General features: G+C 46.2%; 26 protein-coding genes. 24 read left to right on the forward strand and 2 right to left on the reverse strand.

Going from position 1 to position 22551, the window contains the following annotated elements; translation table 11 throughout:
- Nucleotide 1 precedes the first annotated feature (1 nt).
- The 3 genes from ACL7TT_RS03655 to ACL7TT_RS03665 all read left to right on the forward strand — a co-directional run bounded on the left by ACL7TT_RS03655 (nucleotide 2) and on the right by ACL7TT_RS03665 (nucleotide 2260).
- Nucleotides 2–970, forward strand: coding sequence for a ribose-phosphate diphosphokinase (locus ACL7TT_RS03655; protein WP_413393241.1), 969 nt, complete (start codon nucleotides 2–4; stop codon nucleotides 968–970).
- A 617-nt stretch (nucleotides 971–1587) separates the two neighbouring features.
- Nucleotides 1588–2046, forward strand: a complete 459-nt coding sequence (locus ACL7TT_RS03660) for a hypothetical protein (RefSeq protein WP_413393242.1) — start codon at nucleotides 1588–1590, stop codon at nucleotides 2044–2046.
- A 4-nt stretch (nucleotides 2047–2050) separates the two neighbouring features.
- Entirely contained in the window at nucleotides 2051–2260 is a 210-nt protein-coding gene (locus tag ACL7TT_RS03665) for a hypothetical protein (protein WP_413393243.1), read from the forward strand.
- 89 nt (nucleotides 2261–2349) lie between these two features.
- Here ACL7TT_RS03665 and yihA read toward each other — a convergent pair whose 3' ends face one another.
- Nucleotides 2350–3009, reverse strand: a complete 660-nt coding sequence (gene yihA / locus ACL7TT_RS03670) for a ribosome biogenesis GTP-binding protein YihA/YsxC (RefSeq protein ID WP_413393244.1) — start codon at nucleotides 3007–3009, stop codon at nucleotides 2350–2352.
- A 121-nt stretch (nucleotides 3010–3130) separates the two neighbouring features.
- On the opposite strand from yihA, the gene ACL7TT_RS03675 reads away from it, so the two are divergent.
- The 7 genes from ACL7TT_RS03675 (at nucleotide 3131) to ACL7TT_RS03705 (ending at nucleotide 8382) form a co-directional block, all read left to right on the forward strand.
- A complete protein-coding gene (locus ACL7TT_RS03675) occupies nucleotides 3131–3790 on the forward strand; it encodes a c-type cytochrome (protein WP_413393246.1) in 660 nt (219 codons plus the stop codon).
- Between the two features lie 190 nt (nucleotides 3791–3980).
- On the forward strand, nucleotides 3981–4667 hold the full coding sequence (locus tag ACL7TT_RS03680; RefSeq protein ID WP_413393248.1) for a thiol:disulfide interchange protein DsbA/DsbL: 687 nt from the start codon (nucleotides 3981–3983) through the stop codon (nucleotides 4665–4667).
- A 392-nt stretch (nucleotides 4668–5059) separates the two neighbouring features.
- Complete coding sequence (locus ACL7TT_RS03685; protein WP_299940186.1) at nucleotides 5060–5524, forward strand: ecotin family protein; 465 nt, start codon at nucleotides 5060–5062, stop codon at nucleotides 5522–5524.
- A 276-nt stretch (nucleotides 5525–5800) separates the two neighbouring features.
- Nucleotides 5801–6286: a hypothetical protein gene (locus tag ACL7TT_RS03690; RefSeq protein ID WP_413393250.1), complete on the forward strand. Its 486-nt coding sequence runs from the start codon at nucleotides 5801–5803 to the stop codon at nucleotides 6284–6286.
- A gap of 189 nt (nucleotides 6287–6475) precedes the next feature.
- Nucleotides 6476–7066 carry a hypothetical protein gene (locus ACL7TT_RS03695; protein ID WP_413393252.1) on the forward strand — a complete coding sequence of 197 codons (591 nt, stop codon included), beginning with the start codon at nucleotides 6476–6478 and terminating at the stop codon, nucleotides 7064–7066.
- Nucleotides 7067–7215: 149 nt separating this feature from the next.
- Nucleotides 7216–7626, forward strand: a complete 411-nt coding sequence (locus ACL7TT_RS03700; RefSeq protein WP_413393253.1) for an ACT domain-containing protein — start codon at nucleotides 7216–7218, stop codon at nucleotides 7624–7626.
- A 12-nt stretch (nucleotides 7627–7638) separates the two neighbouring features.
- Nucleotides 7639–8382 (forward strand): hypothetical protein, encoded by a 744-nt coding sequence (locus tag ACL7TT_RS03705; protein WP_413393255.1) that lies wholly within the window; start codon nucleotides 7639–7641, stop codon nucleotides 8380–8382.
- Between the two features lie 298 nt (nucleotides 8383–8680).
- On the opposite strand, the gene ACL7TT_RS03710 is transcribed toward ACL7TT_RS03705, so the two are convergent.
- Nucleotides 8681–9406, reverse strand: coding sequence for a 4'-phosphopantetheinyl transferase family protein (locus ACL7TT_RS03710; RefSeq protein WP_413393257.1), 726 nt, complete (start codon nucleotides 9404–9406; stop codon nucleotides 8681–8683).
- Nucleotides 9407–9910: 504 nt separating this feature from the next.
- Here ACL7TT_RS03710 and ACL7TT_RS03715 point away from each other — a divergent pair.
- From ACL7TT_RS03715 to ACL7TT_RS03780, 14 genes are read left to right on the forward strand one after another with little or no spacing between them, the layout of a single operon-like run.
- Nucleotides 9911–10705 (forward strand): beta-ketoacyl synthase chain length factor, encoded by a 795-nt coding sequence (locus ACL7TT_RS03715; RefSeq protein WP_413393259.1) that lies wholly within the window; start codon nucleotides 9911–9913, stop codon nucleotides 10703–10705.
- Complete coding sequence (locus ACL7TT_RS03720) at nucleotides 10695–11480, forward strand: lysophospholipid acyltransferase family protein (protein ID WP_413393261.1); 786 nt, start codon at nucleotides 10695–10697, stop codon at nucleotides 11478–11480. Before ACL7TT_RS03715 ends, ACL7TT_RS03720 begins: the two co-directional genes overlap by 11 nt.
- Nucleotides 11477–11734, forward strand: a complete 258-nt coding sequence (locus ACL7TT_RS03725; RefSeq protein ID WP_413393263.1) for a phosphopantetheine-binding protein — start codon at nucleotides 11477–11479, stop codon at nucleotides 11732–11734. The genes ACL7TT_RS03720 and ACL7TT_RS03725 overlap by 4 nt, the downstream gene beginning before the upstream one ends.
- 10 nt (nucleotides 11735–11744) lie before the next feature.
- Entirely contained in the window at nucleotides 11745–11999 is a 255-nt protein-coding gene (locus ACL7TT_RS03730; RefSeq protein WP_413393265.1) for an acyl carrier protein, read from the forward strand.
- A complete protein-coding gene (locus tag ACL7TT_RS03735) occupies nucleotides 11996–12547 on the forward strand; it encodes a COG4648 family protein (protein ID WP_413393266.1) in 552 nt (183 codons plus the stop codon). The genes ACL7TT_RS03730 and ACL7TT_RS03735 overlap by 4 nt, the downstream gene beginning before the upstream one ends.
- An 8-nt stretch (nucleotides 12548–12555) precedes the next feature.
- On the forward strand, nucleotides 12556–14262 hold the full coding sequence (locus ACL7TT_RS03740) for an AMP-binding protein (protein ID WP_413393267.1): 1707 nt from the start codon (nucleotides 12556–12558) through the stop codon (nucleotides 14260–14262).
- Nucleotides 14234–14989 (forward strand): glycosyltransferase family 2 protein, encoded by a 756-nt coding sequence (locus ACL7TT_RS03745; protein ID WP_413393269.1) that lies wholly within the window; start codon nucleotides 14234–14236, stop codon nucleotides 14987–14989. Before ACL7TT_RS03740 ends, ACL7TT_RS03745 begins: the two co-directional genes overlap by 29 nt.
- 11 nt (nucleotides 14990–15000) lie before the next feature.
- Nucleotides 15001–15915 carry an LpxL/LpxP family acyltransferase gene (locus tag ACL7TT_RS03750; protein WP_413393457.1) on the forward strand — a complete coding sequence of 305 codons (915 nt, stop codon included), beginning with the start codon at nucleotides 15001–15003 and terminating at the stop codon, nucleotides 15913–15915.
- Nucleotides 15912–17471 carry an HAL/PAL/TAL family ammonia-lyase gene (locus tag ACL7TT_RS03755; protein ID WP_413393271.1) on the forward strand — a complete coding sequence of 520 codons (1560 nt, stop codon included), beginning with the start codon at nucleotides 15912–15914 and terminating at the stop codon, nucleotides 17469–17471. Before ACL7TT_RS03750 ends, ACL7TT_RS03755 begins: the two co-directional genes overlap by 4 nt.
- Nucleotides 17461–17907 (forward strand): acyl-CoA thioesterase, encoded by a 447-nt coding sequence (locus ACL7TT_RS03760; RefSeq protein ID WP_413393273.1) that lies wholly within the window; start codon nucleotides 17461–17463, stop codon nucleotides 17905–17907. Before ACL7TT_RS03755 ends, ACL7TT_RS03760 begins: the two co-directional genes overlap by 11 nt.
- Nucleotides 17895–18506, forward strand: coding sequence for an outer membrane lipoprotein carrier protein LolA (locus ACL7TT_RS03765; RefSeq protein WP_413393274.1), 612 nt, complete (start codon nucleotides 17895–17897; stop codon nucleotides 18504–18506). The genes ACL7TT_RS03760 and ACL7TT_RS03765 overlap by 13 nt, the downstream gene beginning before the upstream one ends.
- Nucleotides 18507–18517: 11 nt before the next feature.
- A complete protein-coding gene (locus ACL7TT_RS03770) occupies nucleotides 18518–20788 on the forward strand; it encodes an MMPL family transporter (RefSeq protein WP_413393276.1) in 2271 nt (756 codons plus the stop codon).
- Nucleotides 20785–22014, forward strand: coding sequence for an NAD(P)/FAD-dependent oxidoreductase (locus tag ACL7TT_RS03775; protein ID WP_413393278.1), 1230 nt, complete (start codon nucleotides 20785–20787; stop codon nucleotides 22012–22014). The genes ACL7TT_RS03770 and ACL7TT_RS03775 overlap by 4 nt, the downstream gene beginning before the upstream one ends.
- A complete protein-coding gene (locus tag ACL7TT_RS03780) occupies nucleotides 21999–22550 on the forward strand; it encodes a DUF3261 domain-containing protein (RefSeq protein ID WP_413393280.1) in 552 nt (183 codons plus the stop codon). Before ACL7TT_RS03775 ends, ACL7TT_RS03780 begins: the two co-directional genes overlap by 16 nt.
- Nucleotide 22551: the final 1 nt, after the last annotated feature.

Genomic DNA, 22551 nt, shown 5'->3' on the forward strand with positions numbered 1-22551 from the left:
GATGAGCCGATTGAAACTTTTTAGCCTGGATATTGGCGCCGATTTTTGTGGACGCGTAGCCGCTGCCCTGGGAGAGCCCATTTCCCGGCACGAGGAACACAGTTTTGTCGATGGTGAACACAAAGTACGCCCCCTGGATGACGTGGAGGGGGCCGATGTGTTTCTTGTGCAGTCTCTGTATGCCGATACGTGTAGCAGTCTCGATGAAAAACTGTTGCGCAGCCTGTTTTTTATCGGTGCCCTCAAGGATGCTGGAGCGTCGCGTATTACTTCAGTGATGCCCTATCTGTGTTATGGGCGCAAAGATCGGCGCACAAAGTTGCATGACCCCTTACCGACGCGGTATTTGGCCAGCTTTCTGGAGGCAGCAGGTACCCACACGGTAATGACGATGGACGCTCACAACCTGTCCGCCTTTGAGAATGCGTTCCGCTGTCGCACCGTCCATTTGCTCGCCCGGCCTCTTCTGGTGGCGTTTGCCGCAGGGCGGCTGGCTGGCGAGCAGCGGCCACTGGTAGTGTTGTCCCCGGACGAGGGTGGCATCAAGCGCGCGGAGAGGTTGCGCCTGGCACTGAGTGAGCGCTTGCAAAGAGCGATCGGCAGAGTTTTTGTAGAGAAATATCGCAGTGGCGAGCAGATCAGCGGTGGCACCTTGATTGGTGACGTTCAAGGAGCGGTAGTGCTGATTGTGGATGATCTGATCGCCAGCAGTGCAACCCTCTGCCGGGCAACGCTGGCCGCTGAGGCTGCGGGGGCTGCGCGTATCATCGCACTCACTAGTCACGGCCAGTTCAGTGGAGATGCCAGGGCCCTGGTGTCGCGCCTTCCAGTGGAGGTCGTTGCCCTGACCAACTCCCTACCCCAGACAGACTTGCCGAGCAAGTGCGAACTGCTCGATTGTGCGCCCCTTCTGGCAGAGGGAATCCGCCGCCTTCACGACAACGGCCCGGTATGTGAATTGACGATTTGAAGGGCCTTTCCCCGTGAATGCCGGCTACAGACCCCGGTTATTGGAAAAAATCCATCGTTTACATTTATTTACTCAAACCCTGGGAACAAAAGAATCTTCAGGCGTATCCAAACGACCAGATCATTGTTACTCCCTAACCCCAAAGCGTTCAGCTTTTTCACCCCGGATTATCCCCAACTCCGGGGTTTTTTTCTGCCTGATAGTCTCTCGGGGCGCGGGTGGCAGGTCCCGGCCTCCAGGCATCAATCCGGATTGGTTGACGAGATTGGAATCTATTTCCGGAAATTCAGGGGCGGGCGAGTATAGTATTCACATTCCTCGGGCTATTTTGCCTGCCGGGTGGGAATGCCAACGGCAGCAACCTAAGCTTCCCGGTGTGGGAAGAGATCGCATTGAAGAGGAACCCTCAGGCGTACCCGTCCCCCTGGGTGCGCTTGGCAAGTGCCCCTCCCCAAAGGGCACTGACTCCTAGCCGGCAGACCCCATCTGCCGGCTTTTTTTATGTAGTAAAAAACCTCTTCAGGCTTCTTCAAACAAGGATTAAAAGTTTATTTTAATTATTTGCAAATGATAATTGTTCGCATTACACTAAATAGGTTTTAAGCAAGGGGGTTATCGTGAATTTACGTTACCTATGCGCAAACCACCGCCAGTGGTTGGTTGCTGACACGGATCGTGCAGAAAAGGCGTGGCTGGACTGGATAGAGCTTGGCAAGATCCTCTCTGAGGAGGGCAATGAGAAAGACGCGATTCCCTACTTGGGCTGCGCTTTTGACCTGGCGGGTTTTCTGCTGGCAAAGCAGTGGCCCAGCTATGCCGTGTCCGCGACACGCTTTAGTGAGAACGCCATCTGGCTGATGGCAGCCTACCGGGAGCTGGGGGATGAAAAATTACACCGCTATATTCTCGCCGGCGCCAGTTCAATCCTCGCGCGCCAACTTGGAGATGGCCACAAGCAGCGGATTGCCGCTGACTGTATCAGCGCCCTCTACCCAACGCATACCGGCGAGTCAGAGCAAAAACCCGCGCAAGCCAAGCAGCCCGTCCGCTTTGACAGAGACCTCCGGCTGCACTGAGAAAATGGGCGGTGTAAAGCCTGCAGAAACCCCGCGGCTGCTTACTATTGCCATTTGTGAGGACACCTTGGTCGCGCTATTGGCGCAACGCTGCCTGTGCATTGAGGAGCTGCATTGCCCGACGCTCCAAACGCGTCAGCAGTTGCGGCGGGTATTGTTGCGCTCCCTGCTGTCCTCGGGGGGGCCGGGGCGCGCGCCGGGCAAAGCGGGCTGATTTAGCCGGTTATTGCACGCCGGGTAGGCACCGTCCAACTTCAGTGCGGGCTGATAATAGTACCTTGGAGGGGGCTCCGGGGCGGGAGGTCAGTTGCCTGCAACGAGGGGCTCAATTCGCGGTGCGAGCCATTCATTCAGTTTGCGCTCCAGCGTGTCGATGCCTGTCTTTTTGGTGGAGGAAAACGTCTGCAGGGTAACGCCCCGGTCCAGACCCTGCTCCCTGAGGGCTTTCTCTATGGCAAAGCGGGTATTGTTGGCGGGGCCATTTTTCAGTTTGTCCGCTTTGGTGAGCAGGAGATGCACCGGCAGGCCCGCCTCAACTGCCCAGGTCAGCATATGAGTGTCGAATTCCTTGAGGGGCTGGCGTATGTCCATCAACAGCACCAGGCCGCGCAGGCAGTGGCGCTGCTCCAGGTAGACGGCCAGGTGGCGCTGCCACTCGTCCTTCATGGCGCGGGCCACCTTGGCATAGCCGTACCCCGGTAGGTCCACCAGGCGCTGCTGTTCGGACAGGCTGAAGAAGTTGATCAGCTGGGTGCGTCCGGGTGTCTTGGAGGTCCGCGCCAGCTTGCTGTTGCCGGTCAAGGCGTTGATGGCGCTGGATTTTCCCGCATTGGAGCGGCCGGCAAAGGCCACTTCGGCACCTGAATCCTCCGGGCACTCGGCCAGGGTGGGCGCACTGGTCAGAAACTGTATGGTACGGTAGTTCAGTTTTTGCGGCTGAGTATTAAGTTTGGCAATTGACATCGTTTAAGTCCGCTGATCCGGTACACTCGTTTGGCGCGCAAGTATATAATGCCGCAGTTTTCGCCTCGCGGGACTACCGGAGGCGCAGAACACCATATCACAGCGCGCAACGGGACGATGTATGAACAGCTTTTTCAAGAACATTGCTCTGGTACTTGGTTTGGTTATCGCCTTGGGAACCATACCCTTTGCTATGGCTATGGGTAATGCTGCTGAGGGCAAGGTGAAGGCCGTCCAGTGTGCAGCCTGCCACGGTACTGACGGCAACAGTCCGGTGTCTGCCTTTCCCAAAATCGCCGGTCTTGGGGAGAAATACCTGCTCAAGCAGCTTGAGGATATCAAAGAGGGCAAGCGCAATGTGCCGCAGATGGTCGGCCAGCTGGACAACTTCAACGAACAGGATCTGCAGGATATCGCCGCCTATTTCGCCGCCCAACCGATGCAGTTGACTGGCTCCGAAGCCATTGCAGTCAGACTCAATAATGGCGAAAGTGTCGATGGCCTCATCTTTGGGCAAAAATTGTACCGTGCGGGGAATATGGAAACCGGCGTGCCCGGTTGTATGGGCTGTCACTCCCCCACCGGTCAGGGCAATGCACCGGCAGGATATCCGCGACTTTCCGGTCAGTATCCGGAGTACATCGAAGTCCAGTTGAAAGCCTTCCGTGCAGGCACCCGCACAAATGACGGGGATACCCGCACCATGCGCACGGTAGCAAGTCAGCTGTCCGATGCCGAAATCACCGCTGTCGCCAACTATGTTGCCGGTTTGACGGAATAACGGGCTGGTCCCAGCAACAGGTGACCGGTCAAACAGAGGGGAATCGGGTAAAGTAGTAGCACTTTTGTCGCGTTCCCTTGCCTGGTGCAACGGGAACTTCAATAATCTGCGTTGTCTATTGTGCCTCTGTGACCCGGCAGCCTGCCGCTAACAGGCCTCGAACAATGAAGGTTTAAGCTGGAGAAGACTTATGAGAGCAGTTCTCGCCCCTATAACAATGGTTTTAGCTGTATTGTTCAGCCTTGCCGCCTGCGCACAGGAAAGCAGTGGGTTCAAAGCCGGTCAACACTATCAGGTGCTGCCCCAGGCGGTACCGCAGAAAGACGATAGCAAAATCGAAGTGACCGAGATGTTCTGGTATGGCTGTGCCCATTGCTACCACTTCGAGCCGACCCTGGAGCGCTGGAAAAAGAATATGCCTGGCGATGTCGCCCTGTTGAAGCTGCCCGCCATCTGGCAGCCGGTGATGGATGTCCATGCGCGCCTATTCTATGTGGCTGATGCGATGGGTGTCCTGGAAAAGATGCACACCCCCATCTTCAATACCATTTACAACCAACGCCAGATGCTCGCGGTTCGCGAAGGCCGCAACTGGAAGCCGGACCTGTCGGCCATTGAGGCTTTGTTCAACAAGCATGGCGCCGACGGCACCAGAGCTGCCAAATTGATGAACTCCTTTGCCATTAACAGCAGGGTCAAGCAGGGTGTGGCCAGCCAGCGGGCCTATAAGATGACCGGTACTCCAGAGGTGGTTGTAGCCGGTAAGTACCGCATCAGCGCCTCCCTGCCGGGCCTTAAAGGCAAGAGCAACGGCCAGGAACTGATGCTGCAGGTGGCTGACTACCTGATTGCCAAGGAGCGTGCTGAGCGCGGTTAATTTTCGCTGTATCTGAGCCGACCCCGCCTTGAGCGGGGTTTTGTATCCGGCTGTCCTGGCAGCTGCGGTAATTTGTTAGGGTTTTACGCCTACCCTTCCACTGGCAAATAACTGCCGAGGGTCAGGCGATCTTGCCACCGTTTTTTTTGTTCCGCCCTCCCTTCTCAAGCGCTTCCAGGCGCAGAAATCACCTGCGAGCGATAGCCATCGTGCCTGCCTGTGGTTTGTTAGCACGCGATAGCCTCAGGGCCTGGTGAGAGGCAGGTAAACGCTGTGCCGCTCTATCTTGGCGCGGTTTTCCCTTTTTTGGCGCCTGCTGCACTGGAGAAAGCTGACTAGACTGTAAAAAGGTTTATACGCCAGAAACGTGTTCCCGAGGTGAGCAATTCGCCATGAAAAAATCCCTCTTCGCAGCGCTGATCCTTTTTGGTATGACCTTCGTACAGGCGGCTGAGCCTCTCGACGCTTTTCCGACAGAAGTGGATGGCAATCAGCGCCACGTTATCCAACTGCCAAAAGTGAAGGATGAAAGTCGCTTTATGATTGAACTGGTGCCTGGGCGGCGTGAAATTGCTGACTGCAATTTGCGTAGCTTTACCGCCCCTTTGCATCGCGAAGTTTTAGCCGGTTGGGGCTATCCCTATTACGTCCTGTCCGACCTGAAGCCCACTCCCGGCACACGCAAGATCTGCGCCCCCGGTTCAGACTCCCGGCGTTTTATCCGTGTGCGCGGGGATAGCCTGATACTCCCCTACAGCAGCCGCCTGCCACTGGTTGTTTACCTGCCAGAGGGCGTGCTGCTCAAATACCGTGTTTGGCGTGCCGATAAAAATCTGTCCGACGCGCGTACCCAATAAACACAGCCAAAGGTGGCCACTACGTAGCTTGTCCTATTCCAGCAACTGCGCTGGCGCCTCTGTTAATATTTTTAATGCTTCTAATGCCACTGTGGGATTTTGTGTCTAGCCTTACTAACAGAGGATGTGAAAAAGAACGCCTGAGCAATTTTTCACGCCGGTTTCGGGGGCCTCAGCTCCGCACCGGACAGGAAAATTGGCGGTGCTTTCAGCCGCCTTCTACAGCAACCCGCGCCCGTGAAAATGGTTTCGGGAGCAGATACAGTAGAGCAGCGCATGAAGTATTTGTGTCAGTCCCTGCCGAAAGGTGTTATTGCTTCCTCCCTACAGGCTTATGCCGTCGTTCTTTTACTTTTTCTATCTGTCCCCCTGGCTGCCGCGGCGGAATCGGCGCAGGTGCAGTGGGCGGGCAACTGGCTGGTGGTCAGCGAGGGCGATGACCAGTTGGTTTGGCAGCTCAATGCGGACGGCTCCGGTTATGCCTATGGCTTTAATGACGGGGGACGATTGACACACGGTTTTGCTATCAACTGGCAGCTGGAGGGTGATCGCGTGCGGGTGCGTACCGGAGCCTCGGTACGTTGCAAAGGCGGTGTGGTATCGGTGGCATTCCGTGGCTGGAGCCGCTCCACACTGCTGTTTGCCGTTATTGACGGGCGTCACTGGCTGCAGGCCGGCGGTGGCCTGTTAAGTTTTCAGCGCCGCCTGAGTAACTGGAGAACGCCACAGGCCGGCAGCAATTGCCCGGATCTAGCCAGTTAAACTGGCCCCGTGCCGATGCCGTTCACAAATGGCAGAAATACCCAGGGCGCATGCCGAAAGGGGCAGTGCGCACTTTGTGCTCAAGCCGTAAAGCGGTGGCATTTAACACTTGTCCTGCTTTTTTTACTCACCTGTACCCCAGTATTGGCGGTTGAGGGCAAAGAAAAAAGTGGACATGATGGCTGGCATGTGCAATCGCGCCTTGATGCAAGCCAGTGGGTTGGTGCTTGGCTTATTTCCCGCGATGGTGAAGCGCGCCATGTCTGGAGCCTGAAGTCCGATGGTACTGGCCGCTCCTATGCATTTCTCAAGCGCAATGGAAAAATGCAGTTTGTGTTTGGCTATGATATTCACTGGTATTTTGACCCCTTCACCCAGATGGCAAACATCAAAACCGGGCGCAGGCTTATTTGTAGGCGCGGAAAAATATATCCCTATTTTCTCACCTTGAAATCCTATGAGAGCGATTATGCGGTGCGGGGAAAGTTTGCCTGGCAGACAACCTGGACAGAAGTCAGTATTGGACGTAACCGACTGCATAAATCCCTGGTGGTATTTGTGGCACCCCTCTCCGCTTGGCACGATCCCGGGCGCGATGCCCCCTGCCCGGAGTTCCCCAGCCTGCATCTGGAAAGGGATATTGATATGGCCCTGCAGCGTTGGAAAGAAGAGGAGTCGCCGGATTCTGAAATGAATAATACATCAGCACCGGGTGAAACAGAGTCCAGTGAATTAATGGAATCGAAAAAAAAAGGCGTGAACAAGCGCAAGCGAAATTAAAATAAGTGGCCGGTAAGGCAGAGAACTTTCTCAATATACGGCCTCAGCTTTGGGCAACGACCACCTATTCTCGGCGGCAGCCGCAAGAGAATGGTTGGTCAACCTCGGCGTCCCTACTGTGGATAAGGTATTTTGTATGGCAATAGGGTATGAGCGCTGAATCCCCTTCCGCAGAGATTTTGTGGAATATGTACCCCAGGCTGCAGGAGGAAACCTACGTTTTTTGCCAGGTGGCGGATGCCCGCCTAACGGATGTGATTGCGAACAGCCTGTGTATTTTTCGCGAAGGTGAGGGTATGTGTGTAATTTTGCCCCAGTATCTGGCCCGACAACACGGTCTCGCTGCCAGCATACCGTTTCGTCAAATCACGCTGCAGATATTATCTGGCTTTAGTACGATTCAATTGACAGCGATTGTCACTGGAGCGCTGGCTGATGCCGGTATCGCTGCCAATGTGATAACTGCGCTGCGCCATGATCATATCTTTGTGCCGGAAGACAGTGCCGAACGCGCGCTGCAACTTCTGTGCGGTATCAGCAACCGGGCGCACTACACCTGAGCTGCAACGGTTGTGCGCATTGATTATCCACCACCTCAGCCCCACGGAGAAATCCGTCAGCTCCTGCCCGATCTGTTCTATGTACCCGGGACGGTGGCGCTGGTCCCAGCAGTCACAATTAATCGCAATATGGCCATAGTGCGTTGGGGAGGGGATCTTATTCTGGTTAACCCGATGCGTTTGCGCCCACAGCAGGAAGAGAAATTACGGGATATGGGCAGGGTTCGCCACGCAGTACGCCTGGGTTATCACCATGGCCAGGACGACCTCTACTACCGAGATCATTTCGATCTCACCTTCTGGCGGCAGGCGGGATCTGATTTATATCCCCCCAGCGCGGATCAATTGCTGGGAGAGGGGGGGGAATGTCCGGTACCTGGAGGCCGCTTTCTGGAGTTTTCCTGCAGCCGATTCCCAGAAGCGGTACTGTGGTTGCCCTTCAGTGGTGGTCTGCTATTGGGCTGCGATGCACTCCAGTACTGGGGCAATTGGCGAGGCTGCAACTGGAGTGGCCGGTGCCTGTTGCGATTTGCCGGGATGCGCTCTGGTATGCAGGTGGTACCGGCCTGGCGCGCGCGCATGAGTCCCCAGGGAAAAGATACATGGCAGGGGCTGCAGAAGGATTTCGAGCGCCTGTTAAAGCTGCCTTTCCTACACCTCCTCGCCGCCCATGGCGAGTTTTGTGCCGATAGTGCCCACGAAGCCGTAGTCGCCGCAGTGGGCAGGGCTTTCCCGGAACTTGGAAGAGCAGCATAGACAGGCTCCTGATTACCGGTCGCGAGGCCCAGGATACGGTTAATGATGGCATCGCGAAACAGGAGGCTTTTCTACGTAAACGCTACCATAAGCCTGGAGGTTCTGCGGATGCGGGTATCGACTATGTAGCAGCCAGGCAGTTTTGAACTATCTGATTGACAGAAAAGTAGGGGGTACGCTGGATAAGCCCTTCTGGTATACGGGAGACTTCTTTGGTTACGGCTTGGGCGGGAATGAGTGCGATTCGTGCTATGACCTTAGAGCATGATAAGCAACGAACCTGATTGTATAGTGATAGCTAACTCAAATGTGAGGCACCAAACCTGAACAGCCGGACTTCCCTGCCTCCTGAATCGTTGAAGTTGGCTCTGTAAGTACCGTTCAAGTGAGAGGATGGCGGGGGCGGCCCGTCCTTACCAACCAGGGCAAGATAGGCTCCTCCTTCAATCCCGCCTCTCCAACAGTGAAATTCCGCAAGCCTTGTCGGCCATGGACAAACATCATTGATAATGGAAGTGGTGTTTAATAATTTACCAAGATCCTCTCCTGAGCACTTGGAGAGCGCTTCCTTGGCTGTCCAAATACGTAGAAACGCCCGAGTCAATCCAGACTTGGGCTGTTTTTGCAACCAGGAAATTTCCTCATTATGGAAGTAGCTTTTTGCTATTGCCAGCCAATCCCTTGATGGGTATTCCAACTCGCAGTCGATGCCAAGCATATCTTTGCCTATAGCGACAGCCAGACAATCAGCCGAGTGGCTGAGTGAAACATTCACAAGATGATAACCTCCGCATGAGGCAAATGTCGGTGCCACAGCGGCAAGATTCACTTTTCTGGGCTCACAAGCAAAGTGCTCAGAAACAAAGGCACGGACGAGCAATCGTCCTGCTAAGAATTGTGTTTGTCGCCTTGGGCTGCGCATCTGGTTTAAGCGTGAAAGCTCCTCTTTGCTTAATAAACTGATTGATGTGGACTGCCAGTCATTGGACCAATGAGAAGAAGAAGAGCAAGTAAAGTTAAGCATGAAATCCTATCTAACCGATTGTTCTATTGCCCATCAAAAGACAATCGTAATGATAGGCTGTTATCCCTCTTATGCAATTGTCGATGGAGGGTATATCCAGATTCCTTGTGTAGCGGAGCAAGTACCCAGGGGAAAAGCTACAAAAGAGCGGATTTGCCTCAGTGAGGAAAAGTGACTTAAAACTGCGGTAGATCCAGCATCCAAATCTCGATAAACAGGACTTTTTCCCATTAAAAGAGGATTTTAAGAATTATAGACTCAATAAAGGATTTAAAATATGCTTTTTATGCTTGAAGACTCTCTATAAGTAGTGACTAAGCAAGAATAAAACTGAACAATGATACGAAAGGGTGTTCTTTATGGAAAGGATCTGTGCTCACTTGTAATTTAACCGGCCTTCCAGCTCCAAATTACTTTCTCTTTTGCTAGCGGGGGTTGATCATTTTGTGTACCATTCCCGCCCTGTTACTAGTCGCGCAATGCCCAAAAAGCCAGATTAAAGCAATGGCAGAGTTGGTTGGTTGCAGAGAATGGATATTGGGGGGTGGAGCGCAGCTCCATGATTGTTGTTTGTCTATCGAGTTTCTAATCACCGCTTGGCGAGCATGGTATTCGGGGATATCAGAGCTTTCCGATTGGCAACGTTGGCGTTGTGAGAAAGTATTGCCCGCGGGTGAAGGCCAGGCCGATGTTTCCTTCCTTACCGCTATGCAACGTCGTCGCTTGAGTCCATTGTCTAAAGCGGCACTTCATGCTGCTTATCCGCTTATCAAGCATCGAGATATACCCCTGCTTTGTTGTTCTGTACACGGTGAGTCGGTGAGAACTCACTCCCTGTTAAAGAGCGTTGCCGCTGGCGAGGATTTATCACCCACCGCCTTTGGACTCTCTGTTCACAACGCGGTTGCTGGCCAACTTTCAATCCTATGCTCAGTACAATCCCCTGCATTGGCTTTGGCCGGCGGTGACTTTCCACTGCTTGCTGGCTTATTGGAGGCTGCTGGTATATTGCGAGATGGAGCTGAGGAGCTGTTGCTGATATTTTATGAAGAACCGTTACCGGAAATGTATCAGTCCAGTGCGCAGAGTCCAACCCATATCTGTGTAACTACTATGCGCCTATCTAAAGGGACAAATGCGCAGGGTAAAAAATCCGCTCTGGTGTCATCTACAGGTACTAAGATTGAATCGGCATTTGAGGCGCCAGATTATCAGCTCCCGCTAATTAGTGCGCTTATAGAGGGAAGTGGAGTTGTCCCGCTGGGGCAAGGGTGGGAGTTACACTTAAATGCAGCCTAAATTTCTTTCTACCGAGCGAAGGGATAAATACTGGTTGAGGTTGTTGGCTACTGCTACAGCCTTTAGCTTGTTTGGCCTTGGCGGGTTAGTTTTAAGGTTTATTGTTTTTCCGCCTCTCAAAATAATTTATCGGGATCAGGAAATGCGTAAAAGAAAGGCAAGGTTTTGCATTCATCTTGCTTTTCGTATGTTCATTGGTTTCATGCATAAGGCAGGCATTTATACATATAATTTTCAAGATCAAGAGAAGTTATGTATACCCGGCCAGCTGATATTGGCTAACCATCCATCTCTCATTGACGTTGTTTTCCTGATATCTCGTATTCCTAATGCAAACTGTATTGTAAAAGCAAACCTGTTTCGTAATCCGTTTATGCGTGGAGCAGTAAATACCGCCGGCTATATTCCCAATGATGATCCAGAAAAAATGATAGAAATGGCTGCAAAGTCACTAGAAAATGGCGAGTCAATAGTACTGTTCCCTGAAGGTACGCGCTCTGTACCGGGAAGACCTCTTAAGTTCCAACGTGGTGCCGCCTATATGGCACTGCGCTCCGGTGTTACTCCTACGCTGGTTACAATCCGCTGTAATCCGCCGATGCTGATGAAGAATCTTCCATGGTATAATATTCCATTTTCCCGACCTCATTTCCAATTTAATATCACTGAATCTGGTAGCTTTCTACAAGTTGGAGAAAAAGAGGAGACTCCTTTAGTGGCTCGTAAAATTATTCAAGAATTAAAAGCATTTTTTACCGAGGGGTATACTGCGTGAGTGAATTAATTAAAGAACTTAAGGTTCTGATTATAGAAGTTCTTAATTTGGAGGATGTTACACCTTCGGATATCGCAATTAATGAGCCACTATTTGGAGATGGGCTCGGTCTTGATTCCATTGATGCCCTTGAATTAGGTCTTGCGCTACAGAAAAAATATAATATCTCGATAGATGCAGAAAATGAAGATACAAAGCTATATTTTTCCAGCGTGAACAACCTGGCAAAATTCATCGATAGCGGTCGTACTTAATGAGGTAGCTATGTTGAGTAACAAAGATGAGATTCTGCAAAAACTAGCAGAAATTATGGCAGAGATGTTTGAAGTTGACGAGGAAGATGTTAAAGAAGACGCACATCTCTCTGATGACCTGGATATAGATAGTATTGATGCCATTGATTTGATCGTTCGTTTGAAAGAACTCACTGGAAAGAAAATTGCTCCTGAAGAATTCAAGAGTGTTAGAACTGTTGGTGATGTGGTAAAAGCTATTCAAAAAGTTATGGCGAAACAATGAAACGCTTCGCGAAACTGTTAGTTACAGTATTATTGATTCTGTATCCTCTGGCGGTTTACTTCGGTATCCAGTACCTACCTTTAAATAGCATTCTGATATTATTACTCTTTATTATAATAATGCGGTTAGTGTTCAGTGGTGTTAATGGAAAACAAGTGGGAAGTATGGTTACTCTCGCTCTGGCGATAGTGCTCGCCCTTTCATGGCTCCGTGATGACCCAAAAGGATTACTCTGGTATCCAGTCCTTTGCAACCTAATTTTATTTTTCTTATTTGCTTACAGCCTTAAACAGCCCAAAAGTATAATAGAGCGTATCGCTCGGATAAAAGAACCTGACTTGCCTTACAAAGGTATAGTATATACCAGGAAAGTTACAAAAGTATGGTGTATCTTCTTTTTGATTAATGGGTCTTTAGCCACAGCAACAGTAATTAGTGGAAATATGCAAGTCTGGGTATTTTATAATGGCTTGGTTTCATATGTGTTAATGGGAATGATAATAGCTGCTGAATGGCTTGTACGCAGCCGTATTTATCGCGAAGTGTGAATGTTACTGTGAGTGAAGTCCAATTTAATAATATATTTGGATACCGAGATGATCATGAAATAGTGAGTTATAGGCTTACTGGTAAAGTTAATTTTCGGCAATTCAAACTAGAGCTTGCTTGGGTCAGTCATCAATTAAGAAATATAATAATTAAAAAAGGGGTATTTCGGGTTGCTATCTTCTGTGAGGATAGTTATGAATTTTCTCTTTTATTCTTTGCGGCCTTATCTTGTGCAAAAATTGTTGTCATACCCGGCAATAACAAAAGAGTTACTGCCAATTCTTTGGAAGAACCGATATTGCTGCTCGGTGAGTGGAATAAAAAAAATGCAATAAAGTTGGAGAATTTACTCACCGATATTGAGGAGCAAAAACTACCACAGTTTTTTACTGGCGGTATTCAGTTATTTACCTCTGGTAGTAGCGGAAAACCGCAAGTCATATCCAAGAAAATTGAACACCTACTTAGAGAAGTTGAGGAACATGAACAAAAATGGAATTCATTGAATCGTAAAATCACTACACTGGCTACTGTCAGTCATCAGCATATTTATGGTCTCTTATTTAAGTTACTGTGGCCTTTAATGGGGGGGCGAACCTTCGTCAGTAAAACCTATGCTGATATTGCTAAGTTACTGGAAGATGCGGCTAATTGGGCTCCCGTAATGTGGATTGCAAGCCCGGCTCAGTTGAGTCGCAGAATGCCAACCTGGCCTTGGCACCTTGGCAAGGCTTTTACTGACATCTTCTCATCTGGAGGGGCGCTACAACTAGAGGACGCTCAGGCTATTGAGAGACTCTGCGGAATTTTACCAACAGAAATTTATGGCAGTACAGAAACAGGGGGAATTGCCTGGCGTTGCCAACAAGCTGAACCAAGTTGGACCCCATTGACCAAAGTCAATCTATCCGCAACAAGTCAAGGGCTACTGAGGGTTATTTCACCTTGGCTGGATTTCCCATTTATCTGCCATGACAGGGTAGAATTTCTTCGAAACGGAAATTTTAAACTTCTAGGCAGGATAGATCGCATTGTTAAAATTGAAGAAAAGAGAATTTCTCTTTCTCAAATTGAATCCATGTTAATTTCTCATGATTATATTATTACAGCGAAGGTCTTAATTGTTGAACGTAAACGAAAAAGCATTGCTGTAGTAGCCAAGCTTTCCGAGACAGGACTAAAGCTACTAAAAACAGAGGGCAAAGCCCGACTTATAAGAAAGGTACGTGAATGCTTGGCCTTAGACCTGGAAGGAGTGGCCTTACCACGGCTTTGGCGTTTTGTTGATGAAATTCCAACCAATCAACAGGGGAAGACAGCAAGAGAGACATTAATGCGAATTTTTGATGCAACACCAGACGCTATGGTACCTCGTGTAGAAAAGCGTGAACAGATAGGCAATATGGGTAAAATTGTGTTCAAAATTAATCCAGACTTGCCGTGTTTACCAGGTCATTTTTCTGAAGCGCCAGTTGTGCCCGGCGTTGTTCAAATAGATTGGGCAATGCACTTTGGTAGGGAACTATTTGGGATTAGTGATATATTTTCACATATGGAAGTCATCAAATTTAAACAGTTAATGCTGCCTGAAGACTTGGTTTCATTAAATATTGAATTTAATTCAGATAAAAATAAATTGACCTTTTGCTTCCATGATTTTAATAAAAGAAATAAAGAATATAGTTGTGGAAAACTGTGTTTCCGTCATGACTAATTATTGCTTTGTGATCCCAATCTATAACCATGAAATAGCTATAGCTAAAACGCTTGCGTCCCTGGATTCATTTAAGATTCCGTATATTTTAGTGGATGATGGTAGTAATAAAGAATGCCAGGAAGTACTTAAGGCTATAGAAAAAAAATACGGTGAGCAGGTTCGTTTGATTGTGAGAGAAGTAAATGGTGGAAAAGGTGCTGCAGTAAAAACTGGATTAAGGGCTGCTAGAGAACTTGGGTTTAGCCACGCCATACAAATTGATGCCGATGGGCAGCATTGCCCGACCGATATTCCCCGGATACTTGATGAAAGCCGAAAGCAACCTGATGCTTTTATCTGTGGGTATCCGGTTTATGATGAATCGGTGCCTAAAATTCGGCTTTGGGCCCGATATCTGACTCATGCCTGGGTATGGATTAATACTCTTTCCCTGGAAATTAAAGACTCAATGTGTGGACTGAGATGTTATCCATTATGCACAATTGTAAAGCTTTTAAATACAGAATATGTGGGTAATCGTATGGACTTTGATCCTGAAATATTAGTGCGATGGTATTGGCAGAAAAAACAGTTAAAGCAAGTACCTGTTATGGTCCGTTACCCAGAAGATGGCATTTCCCACTTTAGAGGCTTTAAGGATAACCTGCTAATTTCCGCCATGCATACAAGATTATTTTTCGGGATGATTTTACGTCTATTCCGGATTAATAAAATGGAGAACTGATCTTGTTTAGTTTGCATTGGTCCCAGTATAGAGAACAAGGTTTTTTCCTGGGTATCCGTCTTCTATTTTGGGTACATCATAGGATTGGACCTTATGCTTTTAAGGTGACAGTGTATCCCGTAGTCCTTTTTTACTATTTGAAGAATCGAAGTGGCCGCAAAGCAGTAAGGGAATACCTGGAATTTTTTTCAAGGCGCTTTCCAAACAGTAGTACTCGATCAAACTGGAAAACTGGATTTCAGATTTTTTTGAATTTTGCGAATAGCGCAAGAGAAAAGCTCGAGGCATGGTTTGTAGGAATTCCAGATAATCTAGTAAATTTTCCCGACAGATCAGAGTTACATCAATTGGTTTCAAGCAGACAAGGCGGACTGATTATTGGCTCGCATCTGGGAAACCTGGAAGTTTCCCGTGCACTAGGAAGCCTGACTGAAGTGCGTGTTAATGTCCTTGTGCACACCAAGCATGCAGTGAAATTCAATAAGATGATGAAAATGTTGAACCCTCTCAGCCAAGTGCGGCTGATACAGGTAACGGACATTTCACCAGCTTTGATAATTCACCTTTCAGAGGCGATTGAAGATGGAGAGTTAATTGTTATTGTAGGTGATCGAATACCGATTAACTCTGTTGGGAGAACCTGTGATGCTGATTTTCTCGGCAGGAAAGCACCCTTTCCCCAAGGACCATATATCCTTGCGTCATTGCTAAAGTGCCCAGTCTATACGCTTTTTTGTCTTAGCAGTCCAGATGGTTACGATATATATATGGAAAAGCTTTGTGATCGTGTTTTGATGAAGCGTGGTGATAGAGAAGGCCATATTCATTTTCTGGTATCGGAATTTGCTAAGAGGTTGGAGCGCTACTGTCGTATGGCGCCTCTACAGTGGTATAACTTCTACCCATTCTGGGATCAACAAAAATGAATTCAGCAGTGTTACAGGGTACCCAAGTAATTTTTGATGGTACTGATTTAACAATTGACCAGATAAATAGCATTGCTAAGCGTCGTGTGGAAGTCTGTCTGTCAGAGGAAGAGGAATTTATTTCCAGAATCAACCGTGGATCTGAATTTCTAGATAATCTCTGGAAAAAAGAAGGTGTTATCTATGGTGTTACCACTGGGTATGGCGATTCATGTACTGAAAGTATCCCCACTGACTTAGTAGAAGAACTCCCCTACCACTTATTCACCTTTCATGGTTGTGGGATGGGAGAAATGTTCACCCTCGAGCAGAGTAGAGCGATTTTGGCTGTTCGTATCGTGAGTCTTGCAAAAGGCTTCTCAGGTATTCGTTACAAGCTGCTTCAACAATTGGTTTATCTTCTGCAGAAAGATGTGATCCCGGTAATTCCCCAAGAGGGATCTGTTGGAGCGAGTGGGGATTTGACTCCTTTATCCTATGTCTCTGCAGTGTTGTGTGGTAAACGCAAGGTATGGTATCGAGGTCAACAGGCGTATACAGAAAAGATCTTTGATGCTCTTGAAATAGCGCCGCTAAAGCTACGTCCTAAAGAGGGCTTGGCAATAATGAATGGCACAGCAGCGATGACAGGCCTTGCATGTTTAGCTTTTAAACGTGCTGAATACTTGTCGCAGATAAGTGCTCGTATCACTTCAATGATGTGTATTGCATTACAGGGTAATGCTTATCATTATGATAATTCCTTGTTTTCTGTAAAGCCTCACCCAGGCCAAAACCAGATTGCCCAATGGATACATGATGACCTAAATGTAGGAACGGCACCTAAGCACAACAACCGCCTACAAGATCGCTATTCACTACGCTGTGCTCCTCATGTTATAGGTGTTCTTCAGGATTCTCTACCTTGGTTAAGTCAGTTTATTGGTAACGAGCTTAACAGCGCAAATGATAATCCGATTATTGATGGTGAAAATGAAAAGGTTCTACATGGTGGACATTTCTATGGAGGTCATATTGCCTTTGCCATGGATAGTCTGAAAAATACTGTGGCTAATCTTGCAGACTTACTTGATCGGCAAATCGCTCAATTATCCGATGTGAAATTTAACAATGGGTTGCCCGCTAATTTGTCTGGGGTAGTGGGAGTGCGAAGTTCAATTAACCATGGGTTCAAGGCTGTACAAATTGGTGCCAGTGCCTGGACAGCTGAAGCATTAAAACAGACTATGCCTGCCAGCGTATTTTCAAGATCAACTGAATGCCACAACCAGGATAAAGTCAGCATGGGAACAATTGCTGCAAGAGATTGCCTCAGGGTCCTACAATTAACTGAACAAGTTGCTGCTTCGGCGTTAATGGTAGCCTGGCAAGGAATTCAACTCCGCTTACGTGATAGTTCTGTATTGTGGGATAGCCTTTCTTCTCCACTGCAAAACACAATAAAGCAGGTTTCTGGTCAATTCACTCTTCTCGAGGAAGATAGAGAGCTTGAAGATACTCTGAGGGAATTTGTAAGCTTAATCCAGAAAAGACACTGGAGATTATATGAAGCCTAGTAAAAATAAAATACCAGAGAAGTGGCGTGCTAAAACAGAAATACAGATACCTTTTCACGACGTTGACGTAATGGAAGTTGCCTGGCATGGGCATTTTACCAAGTATTTTGAAATTGCCCGTTGTGCCCTCTTAGATCAGCTTGATTACAATTATCCACAAATGCGTGAATCAGGTTATGCTTGGCCGGTTATTGAATTAAAAATCCGATACATAAAACCGCTGATGTTTCGACAATGGATTGTGGTACATGCTGAGATTTCAGAATATGAAAATCGTCTGAAAATAAAATATACTGTGAACGACAGAGATAGTGATACACGCCTTAGCAAGGGCCACACAATACAGGTAGCAGTGGAAATGAAGAGTGGAGAAATGTGCTTTGTATCGCCTTCATTACTACTGAAAAAACTCGGGATTAATAAATGTCAGCGTTAAACTGTTTGCTGCTTTATGTGGCTATGTTCCTCATGCCAACCCATCTACTTGCTCTCAATCCAGAACAACGCCAAATACTGGAAATGATAGAAAATAAAATAGAGCCAACAGCGCAAATGATAGGAAGTTTTTCTCAAAAAAAAACAATTCCACAGTTGCCACGTCCTTTGATTTCTAAGGGCATAATGGCAGTTTCTGAAGATATGGGGGTAAGCTGGAGAATAGAAAGCCCTGTAGACTCTCACCGAATTTTTTGGAATCCTGATTATGATAATAGAAAGAATTACTCAACAAATCCAATAGACAGTCAGATAGCTTACCCGCTTTTACAGATTATCAAAGGCAAATTCTCTACTCTAGAAGATTTCTTCTTCTTGAATGCACAGATAGATCAAGAGCACTGGCAAGTTCGCCTTCTACCTAAGAAGAAATCTTTTAGCAAGATTATAACTTCAATAGAGATTTTTGGTGATGACCATATCAGGAGAATTGTATTAGCAGAAGCCAATCAATCGGTGACAGAAATGGAAATCTATAATTTTCGTCCAGTTAGCCAAGAGAACAATAAGTTTTTGTCTGAATTTTCGAAGAGTAAATAGGAATAGGCCTAATGAAACTTCGAATCGTATCTTGGTTATTGTTGGTTATCTCTATATCTATTTTGACAGTTTCCCGCTATCACAGTGAATGGATTCAAACAGATATTTTATTATTGGCTAGTAATGATGGGTTTCCAAAAGACATAGAAAAAATTCAAAGCCAAGTAAACCAGAAGCTGCAAGGTGCTGTACTGTGGGTACTGGTAAGCCCTTCAGAAGAGGCTTCTACTTTGGCAAAGGATACACAACAGCTAGCAGGAAAACTAAAGAATAGTAGTGTTTTATCATCCGTAGAGTTTCGCTGGGCTAATGATAAAAGCTTAAGCAGTGAATGGAACTTTCTCTATCCGTTTAGATATCAACTGCTTAACTCGAATGATAGAGCTTTGTTATACAGGGAGCCAGAGAAGTTAATTCAGCAACAGATAAATGCTATTTATGGGCCTGGAAGCGTGGCTATCGATTTAAATGGAGACCCTTTTTCTATTTTTCGTCGCTATTTTACCTTTCCCATAGATTCTCAAATCGAGATATTTGACGGTATACCGATAAATAAAGTGGGAGAAAAAAAATATACCATAATTTATAGCGTTGCTACGCCTTTTGATCTTGGAGGGAACGCTAATACACCGCTGTTATCTTTACAAAAGAAATTGAAAGATTGGGCTGGAAATAATGGATACCATCTACTCATTGCAGGCTCACCTTTGCATACAGAATATGCTGCCAGTAGAGCGCAACGAGAAATTCGTATTATAGGAGGGATCTCTATAATTGCTATTTGTGCTTTATGTATTTTCATGTTTCGCTCTTTATTTCCGCTACTGGCATCGATGTTTTCAATCTTATTGGGAATATTTTCTGGTATAGCCGGGGTGATTATTGTTCTTGGACAGATGCATATTCTTGCCTTTGTATTTGGAACAGTCGTATCTGGATTGGCAATTGATTACGCATTTCATTTCATTTGTAATAGATTGCGTCCAGGCCCCCCTGGGGACAGTGATATTTTTCATGGGCTTTTGCTTGGACTAGTGTCGAGTTGTTTGGCATTTTTTTCTTTATGTTTAACTCCGTTTCCATTATTAAAGCAAATTGGCGTCTTCGTCGGCTTCGGATTATTAGGCGCATGGCTTACTGTTTTTTTACTATTTCCTGCTATTATAAAACTGGATTCCAGGCCCGTAACCTTTTTTGATAATATCCCAAAAATAAACCCAAAAATATATTATTTGATAATATCTGGAATTCTCATACTTGCGACTGTGGTTATTCCGCAAGTAAAATTTTCACATGATCTTAATTTATTTTACCAGGCACCAGAATTTCTTGTGTCGGATGAGAAAGCTCTGAATACACTGGTTCAGTCCCGCCCTGAGTCAAGTTATTTTCTTGTTTCGGGTAATACTGAGCAACAGGTCTTATCACGTGAGTGGATGTTACGAAGCTATCTTGAAAAATTGAAGAAGCAAAATATTATAAAAAATTTTCGAGGAGTCACTGACCGATTTCCACCAAACAAAGTTCAATTGAAAGATTGGCAACTTTTAAAAGATTTTTATAAAAAAAATTTAGTAAAAGACTTCTACCATAAACTTGGATTCAAAGCGGATGAGGTTAGTCATAAAATCAAGGAAACGAACCAGCCATTTTACACGGCAAGTTTAATGGAGTGGTCAGCAGTGGCGGGGAATTTATTTAAGGGATTTTGGCTGGGCTGCGATGGAAATAGATGTCACTCTGTAGTTCGTATCTACGGTTTGAAAAGTACTATGCCTGATCTAAAGGAAATTCCCGGAGTTATTTATATTGACCCGACGAGTACTATTGCTGAAATTATTTCACAGCAAAGGGATCAATTGATAAGTCTTTTACCTATAATATTAATTGTTGTCTTGGCTGTTACAGTATTACGGCTCGGTCCGATGCAGGCGATAGGCGTAGTGATTCTCCCTTTGAGCGCAGTTTTTGCGACAGTATCAATTATTATTTTAATGGGATACTCAATAAACCTTTTTCACGTTGCTGCTTTATTACTTATTTTTGGCATTGGCATGGATTATGCAGTTTTTAGTCATACAAGCCATAGGAAAGAACAACATTATACGCAACTTTCTATTACAATGGCTGGATCAACAACTCTCTTGGGATTTGGATTATTGGCATTATCGGATACACAGGCAATAGCAGATTTTGGCTTGGTTTTGACCATCGGATTATTATTAAGCTTAATTTTGACATTTTTATATTTTTGCACTAGAGGCGAAAGTAAAAATACATGAAAAGAATCATCTCAGACGTTTTAATAATTGGTGCAGGCCCGGCTGGAGCTATTGCTGGAGCTTTGTTAGCAAAACGAGGTTGGGCCGTTAATGTGATTGAGCGAGAAGAGTTTCCCCGTTTTTCTATAGGTGAAAGCTTACTGGCACAATGTATGAAATCACTTGAGCGTGCGGATATGTTAAAGGCTGTGAAGTCTGCTGGATTTCAGATAAAAAATGGGGCTGCATTTGAATGGAATGGTGCAAGAACATCATTTGAATTTTCCGATAAATTCTCTACTGGTCCGGGAACAACTTTTCAGGTGCAAAGAGCATATTTTGATAAAATTTTAGCAGATGATGCAGAGCGTCAAGGTGTAAAAATATATTATAAACACACAATTAAAACGGCTGAAGTCTATAAACAGGAAGTAAGATTAATTGCAAAACATGAAGGTAAAAGCTTGGTTTTTCAGGCTCGATTTGTGTTGGATGCGAGCGGATTTGGTAGAGTTTTACCGAAATTACTTAAGCTAGATATACCCTCAGAATTTCCTGTGCGTGAATCGGTATTTACTCATATTGAAGATAATATCAAAGAGAATCGGTTTGATAGAAATAAAATTTTAATCACAGTTCATCCAAAAGAAAGAGATATATGGTACTGGTTAATACCTTTTTCCGATGGCCGTGCTTCAATAGGTGTAGTTGGAGATAAAAATAAACTTGCGTTATGGGGTGATGCTCCTGGTGATATTTTAAGCAATGCAATTTTATCTGCTCCAACACTTGCAAAAACTCTTGTTAATGCAAAATTTGATATGCCAATTCAAAGAATCCATGGTTATTCAAGTAATGTATCCAAGCTTGCTGGACCGGGCTTCGCCTTGTTAGGCAATGCAGGTGAGTTTCTTGATCCTGTTTTTTCATCTGGCGTCACTATAGCTATGAAGTCATCTGAGTTAGCTGTAGATTGTTTGCATAAACAACTATCAGGTGAAACAGTTGATTGGGATAAAGAGTTTTCTACACCTCTCAAGGAGGGTATAGAGGTTTTCAAAACTTTTGTAAAAGCCTGGTATGACGGTAATTTTCAGGACGTTATATTTTACCAAACTGAGAAAAAAGAAATTAAACGCATGATCTGCTCTATTCTAGCTGGCTATGCCTGGGATAAAAGTAATCCCTTTGTTGCTGCTCCTGAGCGAAGGTTAAATGCGCTGGTGGAAATATGTTCGATAGATTAGTAATTGTTCTCTGCCTAATATTGTTTACCGGTTGTACAAATATTTCTTTGACTAAAGGAAAATATAATACCTTACCTTTGGTACCCTTATTGGTTGATCATAAACGACAATTAAGCCAGCATATTAAAATAGATTACCTTGGCGAACACTATGATATTATCGCAGCATCTTTGCTTTCACCTACTGAGGTTAGGATAAGTATTCTGAGCCTTGAAGGCATAAATTTACTGGATGTTTCTTATGATGGGCATAATGTAAATGTGCAATATTATTTAGAAAAATCTATTCAGATACCACCCGAAGTATTATTGACAAATATCCAACTTGTCTATTGGCCCATTGACAAACTGCGTAGACAGTTACCGTCAAATTGGACGTTAAATGAATTATCGGCTGATAATACCTATCAGCGCCAGTTAATCATCGATGGGAAAGTAAATTCTGAAGTTCACTATAGTACTGCTGATATTTGGAGTGCCAGCGTTCAGCTTGAGCATATGGTATTTGGTTATAAGCTGAGTATCAGGAATTTATAGC

The sequence above is a fragment of the Microbulbifer jejuensis genome (assembly GCF_047289955.1).
Lineage (GTDB): Bacteria > Pseudomonadota > Gammaproteobacteria > Pseudomonadales > Cellvibrionaceae > Microbulbifer.